Genomic DNA, 8,889 nt, shown 5'->3' with positions numbered 1-8,889 from the left:
TGGTTTGGTAGGATGCAGGAAACATATTGGTTTAGGGGAGCTGCACTGAGGCTCCCTATTTTTTGTCCCCTTTATTGTCTCAAAGCCCTGTACCGCATGACGTTGAGTACCCTTGTCACCCGTTAAGCGCTGGATGACTTTAGCTCAACGACAAAATCTGGACAAATGGGCGCAAAGGACGCCTTCTCGTCCCCTGTTAGTGCATTCCAGCGTTCAAGCCGAATCCACGCCGCATCGGGCGATCGCATTGCTCCATTGGGCAGCGTAAAGCCAGCACTTGAGTCAAAACCTAGCCCATTACCATCCTGCTCAGCCCAGTTGCCAATCTGCACAGCTAAATTGAAGTTACGGTTTCCCGTGTCTGAAAAGGCGGGTGGCATGATGATCACCTCTCCGTTGGCACTGCGCTCAATCCGCAGATCACGATTGGCCTGACAAAATTCATAGAACTCTGCCATCGTCATCTCAATCGGCATCGGCAGGTTTACCGTCAGAGGAATGCTCTCCGTCTGAATCAGCAGCGTTGTCATGGGTCACCTTTGGTCATCCAATCGCAAAGACTTAACATAGATCATTACCGCTGATCCTAGTCCTGATCGAGTCAAGTGACACCAAAAAGCTAGCCAACGGCTTGAGTCTCACGCTACGTCACCCCTTAGCCTCTAGTCATCAACCGTACACGTTTGGATAGGAGCGGAAGGGCATTATGTCTAACCTGCTGCAAATTGGGGAATTGGCAAAACAGACCGGGCTGTCAATCCGCACCTTGCGGTACTACGACGAGATTGGTCTGCTGGTGCCCTCATACCGCACCGAGGCAGAGTATCGACTCTACAGCGAAGCCGATATTGCTCGACTTCAGCAAATCTTATCGCTGCGGCAGTTGGGCTTTGCGCTTAAAGAAATCCGCGAGTGCCTGGAGAATCCTGAATTTTCCTTGCCACAGGTGATTGACCTGCATCTAGCGCGCCTGCAGGAGCAGATGGCGGTATCGCGATCGCTCTTCACCCAGCTCAGCCAGATAGCTCAACAGCTCCAAATCTCTCAGACCGTTGCGGTTGAAGACCTGATCACCACAATGGAGACGATCACCATGACCCAGCAATATTTGACCCAAGAACAGCACGATTTACTCGAAGCTCGACTCCAGCAGGGAGAGGCCGAATGGCAGCAGTTCCTGACCCAGGCGCGATCGCATCTAGCCGAGGGGCGCGACCTCAACGATCCGGAGGTCCAGCAAATGGCGTGGCAGTGGCGAACCAGCATTCTCGGATTTGTCGGTGGCGATCTACAGCTCTACGAAGCCCTGATTCAGCTTTACCAACAAGAAGGGGCTGAGGCGGCTAGCTGGGGCACGTTGGATGCGCCGACCTTGGAATACATTCTCAAAGCGGTGGCGATGCTATCAGTCCGGGAAGAGTTAGTCGGTTTTGCGCTGGGTCGCTTAGCACCAGAAACCCATGCGGTGCTCACCCAAGGCCAGGAAGCCATGCGAACAAAGTTGCAGATCAACGACTTTATGGGTACAGAGGGTCTGCTGCTGGGACTGCTCGCAGTGGAAACGAGTGTGGCAGCCCAGGCTCTGGGGGAACAAGGCGTGGATTTTGCCACGGCAGAAACCCTATTGCGCGACTGGTTAGCCTGCGCTACGTCACCTGCCGAAATTCCCGCCAAAATGCCGTTTACCCCTCGCGCCAACCACGTATTGGAACTGGCTGCTCAGCAAGCGCAACAGCAGGGAGAAGATCAGATTACCCCGGAACATTTGCTGCTCGGCATTTTGCAAGAAGGTGAAACCGGTGGCGGCATGGCGATGCGCGTTTTGCAGGCGTGTCGGGTGGACTGCGATCGCCTGAAGCAACGACTCAGGCCCTAGAAGGTAAAAATCTCGCAGATGGTCACCTACCTGGGTTGTATCTCATATCCCCACCTCTAATCCCCACATCTGGGGACTACGGCTCCCCACATCCGTTTGTAGTTTTAATCAGACATCCCAAGAGGAGCCTGATCATGAATTTGCAAAAGCAGATGCTGACAATGGAAACGAAAGCCAAGCTATCCACCCTGTGGATATTTTTTCTACTCAATATGATCTTTCGGAACCTGCATGAACTGGCTAAGCCGGAATATCTGGAAGAGCTGATGAACGGGCAAGTATCCGAACAAATGCTGCTGTTGGCTGGTTTCATGATCGAGGTGCCGATCGCCATGGTGCTCTTCTCTCGGCTATTGCCCTATGGCACCAATCGCTGGACTAACATGATTGCCGCCGCGATCGTCCTCTCGCTTGCGATCGCGTACGGGACGATCGACCTGGATGATACCTTTTTCCTGATCGTTGAGAGTGCTGCGCTGTTGTTCGTCATTTGGTCGGCATGGCGGTGGCGAAACCCGCTTCTCAATCAACCTGCGATCGGGCAGAAAGTGTCGTCATAAAAGCAATCTGTTAGAGAGAAAACCGATGAACAAAGTTGCTGTATTTGGCAATGCGGGCGGGGGCAAGTCAACCCTCAGCCAACGCCTGGCGGACATGACCGGGCTGCCCTGGGTGCCGCTCGATTCCCTCCAGTACCAGCCCGGTGGCGGCGAAGTGCCCCATGCCGAGTTCAAAGCGGCTCACGATGCGCTGTTGCAGCAAGACCAGTGGGTCGTGGATGGTTTTGGCTCTCTAGATACCGTGTGGAAACGACTGGAGGTGGCTGATACTCTGGTGTATCTCGATATGCCCCTATGGCGGCACTACTGGTGGGTGACAAAGCGATTTCTCAAGGGCGTTTGGGTGCCACCTGCTGGCTGGCCGGAGGGGAGCCCGCTATGGCAAGGGACGCTGAATTCCTACCGCACGGTTCGGCTGTGTCACACCAAACTAACGCCCAGATATCGGGAGTATGTGGAGCAGGCGAAGGCGACAAAGCAGGTTTACCATCTGCGATGGTCCTCTGGACCGGTCTTTGACCATCGCCCCAAGACATCGCCCAGTTCTACGAAACCATAGCCGCACAAACTGACGTTACATAGGAGTTGAACCATGGCTAAAGCCACCCAATTTTGGGACAAAATCGCCCAGAAATATGCCCAGCAGCCGATCGCCGATGAAGCCGCCTATCAGAAAAAACTGGCGGTCACCCGCGACTACCTGCGACCCGACATGGAACTGCTAGAAATCGGCTGCGGTACGGGGTCAACGGCCATTCTCCATGCCCCCTACGTGAAGCACATCCGCGCCATTGATTTCTCCGCCAGCATGATTGCGATCGCCCAGGGCAAGGCTGAGCACATCGACAACGTCACCTTTGAACAGGCCACCATTGAAGACCTCGACCTTCCGGCCCAAAGCCTGGATGCGGTGCTGGGCCTGAGCATTTTGCATCTGTTGAAAGACAAGGAGGCTGCGATCGCGCGGATCTACCAACTGCTCAAGCCGGGGGGCATTTTTGTCACCAGTACCGCCTGTATAGGCGACACCATGAGCTGGTTTAAGCTGATCGCACCCATGGGTCGATTCCTCGGGTTTTTTCCCTTTGTCGCCGTCTTTACCACCCAAGCACTAAAAGATAGCCTCACCCATGCCGGGTTCGAGCTAGATTACCAATGGCAACCCGGCAAAGGCAAGGCTGTGTTCATCGTGGCCAAAAAGCCTGGATAAACAACCATGAATCTAGAACTGGATCACGTCTTTATCTTGGTTGAGCCAGCAGCTCAGGTGGCCGATCGGCTGCTTGAGCAGGGCTTTCGAGAAGGGCCGAGAAACACTCATCCCGGTCAGGGCACGGCCAACCGTCGGTTTTACTTTATTTCTACGCCCTCAACGGATACTGAAGGGGTGTTAGAGCTGGCTTCACAAGCAGATCGCCTCTCGATGCGATCGCGCCAAGACCATCTCATGGAAATCACGCTGGATCATCATGACTCGGGGCGCACGGAAGATTATCGCCCGGCCCTGCCGCTAATTCTGCGGTGGTAGACACGGCTTTCCCTATTGCCTACCCCATGGTGACCCAAGCTCGGCGGATTCTGAGCGATCGCTGCTGGCTGGCTGGCAGACCGCAGGTCATCCCCTACAGCACCCGGCCCGAGGCCCCGCGCGGCAAATATTGGCCCATGCCGGGGGTGCCCAGCCAGGTTTCTCCATCGACAATGCACTGGCCGCGCAAAAATACCTTTTTCACTTTGCCGGTGACCTCGCGCCCTTCAAACAGCGAATAGTCCACTAGCGAATGGTGGGTGCTGGCGCTGAGGGTGTGGGTTTCGTTGGGGTCAAACAGCACCAGGTCGGCGTCGCTGCCCACGGCGATCGTGCCCTTGCGGGGAAACAGGCCAAACATTTTGGCTGGGGCGGTGGCGGTGAGCTGCACGAAGCGATTCAGATTAATACGTCCAGCCCGCACGCCGCCGTCGTAGAGCAGTGTGAGGCGCAGCTCTACCCCTGGCGCGCCATTGGGGATGCGGTTAAAGTTTTCGCGGCCAAACTGTTTCGATTTGAGAATTCCTAAGGGGTTCTCGTTCATGCAGAAGGGGCAGTGGTCGGTGGCCACCAGCTGCAAGTCGTCGAATTGCAGACCCCGCCAGAGGGCGTGCTGGCAGTCGTGATCGCGCAGAGGCGGCGTCATCACATACTTAGCGGCCTCAAAGCCAGGGGCGTCGTACTCCGACTGGTCTAAAAACAGGTAGTGGGGGCAGGTTTCGGCAAAGGCATGGATGCCGCGATCGCGCGCTTCCACCACCGCCTCCAGGGCCTCTTTCGCCGACAGGTGAACGATATAGACTGGCACCTCGGCCAGCTCGGCAATCCGAATCACGCGGTGGGCCGCTTCGCCCTCCATCAACCGGGGCCGCGTGAGCTGGTGATATTTGGGCGAGGTGTTGCCTTGCTCCAGGGCTTCTTCGATCAGCGCCTGGATCACCACCCCGTTTTCAGCATGGAGATTGACCATGCCACCGTGGTCGCCGGTGCGGCGCATGGTTCTGAAAATATCGGCATCATCCACCATCAGCACGCCGGGGTAGGCCATGTAGAGCTTGAAGCTCGAAACCCCGTCGTGGTTGATCAGGTCGGGTAGCTCGGCTAGAGAGCCGGGGTTAACGTCGGTGAGAATGACGTGAAAGGCGTAGTCAACACAGCACTGGGGCTCTGCGGCGGCCAGCCTGCGATCGAGGGCGGCCTTGGGGCTATCGTCGTGAAACTGCTGGGCAAAGTCGATGATGGTGGTAGTGCCGCCAAAGGCTGCCGACTGGGTGCCGGTCTCAAAGCTGTCGCAGGTGTAGACATCATTGCCCATGGGGGTTTCCATGTGCACATGGGCGTCAATGCCACCGGGCAGTACCAACAGGCCGGTGGCATCGTGGCGCTCCACATTTTCTACGGTGAGCTGGCGACCAATGGCCTCAATGCGGCCATCTTGAATGAGAATGTCGCCCTGGTAATCGTCTACCGCTGTAACAATGCGCCCACCCTGTATTAGCACCGAAGTCATAGCAAGCCTTGTGACGTGAACGGCTGGCCGAGTTGGCCGGGCTGTCGTCTCCCCAGCTCGGGAGCGCAGCATTGCTATGACTATAGTGAGCGGGTCAGATCTTGCCCATTAAATAAATGTGCAGGTTAGCGGCGATAGTGCAGCTCTTCGAGCCAGGTGCGCAGCTCATCGGCAGAGGCCTGATCGATGGTGAGCTGGCTAATGGGGTCGTAGCCGTTCCAGCGGCGATCGCTCGTTTGCCAGACCCGAGGCTCTGTGGTGGTGTTGAGGTGAGCCAGCAGGCGATCCCAATTCGACGCTAGCCGAGCAGCCAGGTTGGGGAGATGGGATGAGGTGTGGATTGGCCAATAGCTGGTATTCATAGTTCGATCTCCTAATGCGTTGTCGGTGGGATTTCACCCACACCTCATAATAAAATTCGGTAGCAATAACTACAAAAACTTCTTGTCATGGTAACTATGAATAATATTCATGCTTCTGACTCGGTTCTGGTGACAGCTCCAGATCTGTATAGAATTATCAAAAGCTGACAATTCAATAAAACCGTAGTCTACTATACAGATATAAAGACAAAACGTTCATCTCCTTTTTCTGTTAGCTGAGGGCATGCCCCTCGGGTGCTCGGTCAGGGAGACGGAAGTAGGGACACTCCCGAAGGAACGCGCCTCACTACGCCATCGCTTCAAGGAGGCGAATTATGAAACTTACTTATCGCGGTGTTAGCTACGACGCTACCCTTAGCCCTGCTCCTCAACTGGGTGAAACCATTGACACAGGCAGCTATCGTGGCGCGACTGTTGTATTCAAGGCTCTGGCCGAGCTGCCCGCTCAGCCTACTGCTGATTTGACCTGGCGGGGAGTGCCCTATCGTAGTGGTGTAGCGACAGCGGTGTCACTAGCAGCGCCTGTTGCCGCTATTCCGGCGGTTGCTACGAGTTTGGAGACGGCAGCGGCACCTGCTTCAGTGTCCACCACTAATATTCCAGAGCTGGCCCGTAATCTGTTTATTCGTCGTCATCAGCGCAGTCGGCGGCGTGAGCAAGGCATGATGGTGCGCCTGGCTGCCGAAGTGGGCATGTCTGTGGAAGATGCTGGCCATTACGAAAGCCACATTCAGGGCAAAATGCCCCACGATTTCTCCGCTTACGATCGCAGCTCAACGGCCATGAGCTAACGGCACGAAGATACCGTCAATGGCTCGGTGAACTGGCCCACCGAGCCATTTTTTTGTTCTTGGCCCTGCTTTAGTAAGGGACGCTCCAGGTCTCTAGCGTCGCGCAGTCAGGCCGTTAGTTTCTTCAGGTTGGTTGAGTAGTAGAGGCTGAGAATAAGAATGGCTGGCCACGGTTCTGGGCTCGGCCTCGTAGCGCAGGGCGATCAGCCCTTGGTTGGTAGGGGGGCCGTAGGCGATGGCAAAGCTTGTACTGTACTGAGCGATCACCACGTCCATGTCGTAGACCAAACTCATGTAAAACACTTCAGGATCGGGTTTAGAGTGGCCAAAAAACACGGTTTGACAGTCGCTAACATTTCCGGCTCCGGGGGCTGAGCCGCCGCAGGGTCGCAGTTCCACTTGGGCAGCCACTACAGGATGGCATAGGCCGCCCAATAAGCTACCGATCGCTACCCAGAACAGAGCCATAATTTGAAGTTGCATGAACGTACTCTCCTTAGAAAAAGCAATTCGAAAATCCACTAACCTTCGTCCTCCCAGGTTCGAGTCGGCCCAGAGGATGCCAACCTGACCCTGCCAGCCTCTCGCAGAGAGGCTATACCTGATTTACTCAGTCAGGGCCTGGGCCAGCGGTGACGGCAGAAATTGCACCAGACTCAGAGGTAGTGGTTCGCGGCTCAGGGTGTGAGCATAGCGGGCCTGCAAAAAACGTTTGTAGCTGGAGTTTTCGGCAACGTGGGTTTTAAAGAACGCCAGGCCAAGCGCTTTGAAGTACTGCCGGGCCAAATCGGGATCGGGGCCGGAGAGCTGACCGAACAACTCGTGGGGGCGGCTGTAGGTGTGGTTGCCTCCCTGCAGTAGTACGAGATAATTATGGGCAGTCGGCAGCGCCATGAAGGGCTGAATCTGCTCCGGCAGGGCGGGGGCGATGATATCGTTACTGCCAGCCACCATCATGACAGGGACTTGCACGGAACCCAGGCCGTCGGCTCCCAGCAGGCTGCTGGTGATTGGATTAATGGCAAAGACAGCTTTGATGCGGGGATCTTGTAAGGAAGCGGTGGGCATGGTTGACCGCAAGGCCTGGCACTGAAGCGCGACCGATAGGTTGATGTTGGGGTAGGTGTTAATGCAGGTAGCGGTTAGTTGCGCTTGGTTGAGCTGCGCCCCGGCGGCCACAAGGCCGGTGTAGCCTCCCAGCGAAAGACCAATGATACCGACCTGGTTGAGATTGACGGTAGCGACGCCGGGGATAAGGTGCTGGCGCTCTTGCCAAACGTCGAGCAGGAAGGAAATATCCTGGGGGCGATGAACGAATTCTTGCGGGTCGATGGTGTCGGTGGTGTAGCCCTGAAGCAGGTCGTCTAGATATTGGCGGTTGCTACCCGGATGATCTAGGGTAGCTACGGCAAAACCATGGCTGGCTAAATGCTGGGCTAGATCCTCAAAGCTATGGCGATCGGAGACAAAGCCGTGGGATATCACCACTACCGGGACGGTGGCATGGGGAGTTTGCGGCAGGTATAGATCGGCAACAATCTGCCGCTGGCGGCTGGGGTCATTTAGGCTCCAGGTTGCCTGGTGCCACGGCACGGGGCCGGGCTGGGTGAGGTCGAGATCTGAGGCCGGTAGGGGCGCAGCAGCGGCGATCTCGATCACGGCCTGCTGCTGGATAGCGGCGATCGCCACCTCGGTCTGATGAATCAAATGAACAGCGGTTTGTACCAGGGCAAATACTCCTGCCAGGTTAATGCGCAGAGTAGAGGTTGGAAACTGCCGCATGACGTTAAGCAGGGTCAATCCTTCTGGGCTAGCAGCGGCGATCACCAGAGCACTCCGTAGGCCATAGAGGCCATTCTGGCGGCCCTCGGTCTGCACCAGTTCTCCCAGCCGCCTGAGCAATACCTCTCCCATGGGTGAGTAGAGCATTTGGGAGAGGGAGACCACCCCAATGTCGAGGCGAGTGGTCAGCAGCTGATGCAGGTTTTGCTGTCGCTCAGGGGTGAGGCTCCGTAGATAGGGAGCCAGGTGCTCATCGACCTGGTGCTCTTGGGCATAGATTTCTAACGAGGTGGTCGGAATATGACGCTCAAAGGGGCCGTAAGTTAGAGTTACCTGGTCTGCTGCCGTTGCCCCAGGAGCTAGAACCAGGGCGGCAACAAGCGTTCTAAATAGACTTTTGAGATGGTTAACTCGTTTTGACATGGCTGATCCTCCCTGGGACTGCGGGCCAACCGGGCC

General features: G+C 56.1%; 10 protein-coding genes, 1 pseudogene and 1 riboswitch. Of the genes and pseudogenes, 6 read left to right on the top strand and 5 right to left on the bottom strand.

The annotated features are described in order from the left end of the window. Positions 1-128: 128 nt before the first annotated feature. A pseudogene (locus tag IQ254_RS08780) lies at positions 129-530 on the bottom strand (Uma2 family endonuclease); the annotation flags it as partial. A gap of 176 nt (positions 531-706) precedes the next feature. On the opposite strand from IQ254_RS08780, the gene IQ254_RS08775 reads away from it, so the two are divergent. From IQ254_RS08775 to IQ254_RS08755, 5 genes are all read left to right on the top strand, one after another. After that, positions 707-1,876: a MerR family transcriptional regulator gene (locus tag IQ254_RS08775; RefSeq protein ID WP_193965794.1), complete on the top strand. Its 1,170-nt coding sequence runs from the start codon at positions 707-709 to the stop codon at positions 1,874-1,876. Positions 1,877-2,010: 134 nt separating this feature from the next. Further along, positions 2,011-2,436, top strand: a complete 426-nt coding sequence (locus IQ254_RS08770; protein ID WP_193965793.1) for a DUF6326 family protein — start codon at positions 2,011-2,013, stop codon at positions 2,434-2,436. A gap of 25 nt (positions 2,437-2,461) precedes the next feature. Beyond that, positions 2,462-2,995, top strand: a complete 534-nt coding sequence (locus IQ254_RS08765) for an adenylate kinase (protein ID WP_228040383.1) — start codon at positions 2,462-2,464, stop codon at positions 2,993-2,995. Positions 2,996-3,028: 33 nt separating this feature from the next. After that, on the top strand, positions 3,029-3,646 hold the full coding sequence (locus IQ254_RS08760; protein WP_193965792.1) for a class I SAM-dependent methyltransferase: 618 nt from the start codon (positions 3,029-3,031) through the stop codon (positions 3,644-3,646). Between the two features lie 6 nt (positions 3,647-3,652). Continuing rightward, complete coding sequence (locus IQ254_RS08755; protein ID WP_193965791.1) at positions 3,653-3,964, top strand: VOC family protein; 312 nt, start codon at positions 3,653-3,655, stop codon at positions 3,962-3,964. 94 nt (positions 3,965-4,058) lie between these two features. Here IQ254_RS08755 and hydA read toward each other — a convergent pair whose 3' ends face one another. Together hydA and IQ254_RS08745 are read right to left on the bottom strand one after the other, a co-directional pair. Beyond that, positions 4,059-5,474 carry a dihydropyrimidinase gene (gene hydA, locus IQ254_RS08750; protein WP_193965790.1) on the bottom strand — a complete coding sequence of 472 codons (1,416 nt, stop codon included), beginning with the start codon at positions 5,472-5,474 and terminating at the stop codon, positions 4,059-4,061. A 125-nt stretch (positions 5,475-5,599) separates the two neighbouring features. Then, a complete protein-coding gene (locus IQ254_RS08745; RefSeq protein WP_193965789.1) occupies positions 5,600-5,836 on the bottom strand; it encodes a hypothetical protein in 237 nt (78 codons plus the stop codon). A 211-nt stretch (positions 5,837-6,047) separates the two neighbouring features. Beyond that, positions 6,048-6,140: riboswitch (Glutamine riboswitch) on the top strand. A gap of 31 nt (positions 6,141-6,171) precedes the next feature. Here IQ254_RS08745 and IQ254_RS08740 point away from each other — a divergent pair. Next, complete coding sequence (locus tag IQ254_RS08740; protein WP_193965788.1) at positions 6,172-6,648, top strand: DUF4278 domain-containing protein; 477 nt, start codon at positions 6,172-6,174, stop codon at positions 6,646-6,648. Between the two features lie 93 nt (positions 6,649-6,741). On the opposite strand, the gene IQ254_RS08735 is transcribed toward IQ254_RS08740, so the two are convergent. Further along, entirely contained in the window at positions 6,742-7,131 is a 390-nt protein-coding gene (locus IQ254_RS08735; RefSeq protein ID WP_193965787.1) for a hypothetical protein, read from the bottom strand. Positions 7,132-7,254: 123 nt separating this feature from the next. Further along, positions 7,255-8,853 (bottom strand): alpha/beta hydrolase, encoded by a 1,599-nt coding sequence (locus tag IQ254_RS08730; RefSeq protein WP_193965786.1) that lies wholly within the window; start codon positions 8,851-8,853, stop codon positions 7,255-7,257. Positions 8,854-8,889 lie beyond the last annotated feature (36 nt).

The organism is Nodosilinea sp. LEGE 07088, assembly GCF_015207395.1.
Lineage (GTDB): Bacteria > Cyanobacteriota > Cyanobacteriia > Phormidesmidales > Phormidesmidaceae > Nodosilinea.
This window is presented reverse-complemented; position numbering and strand designations above follow the sequence as displayed.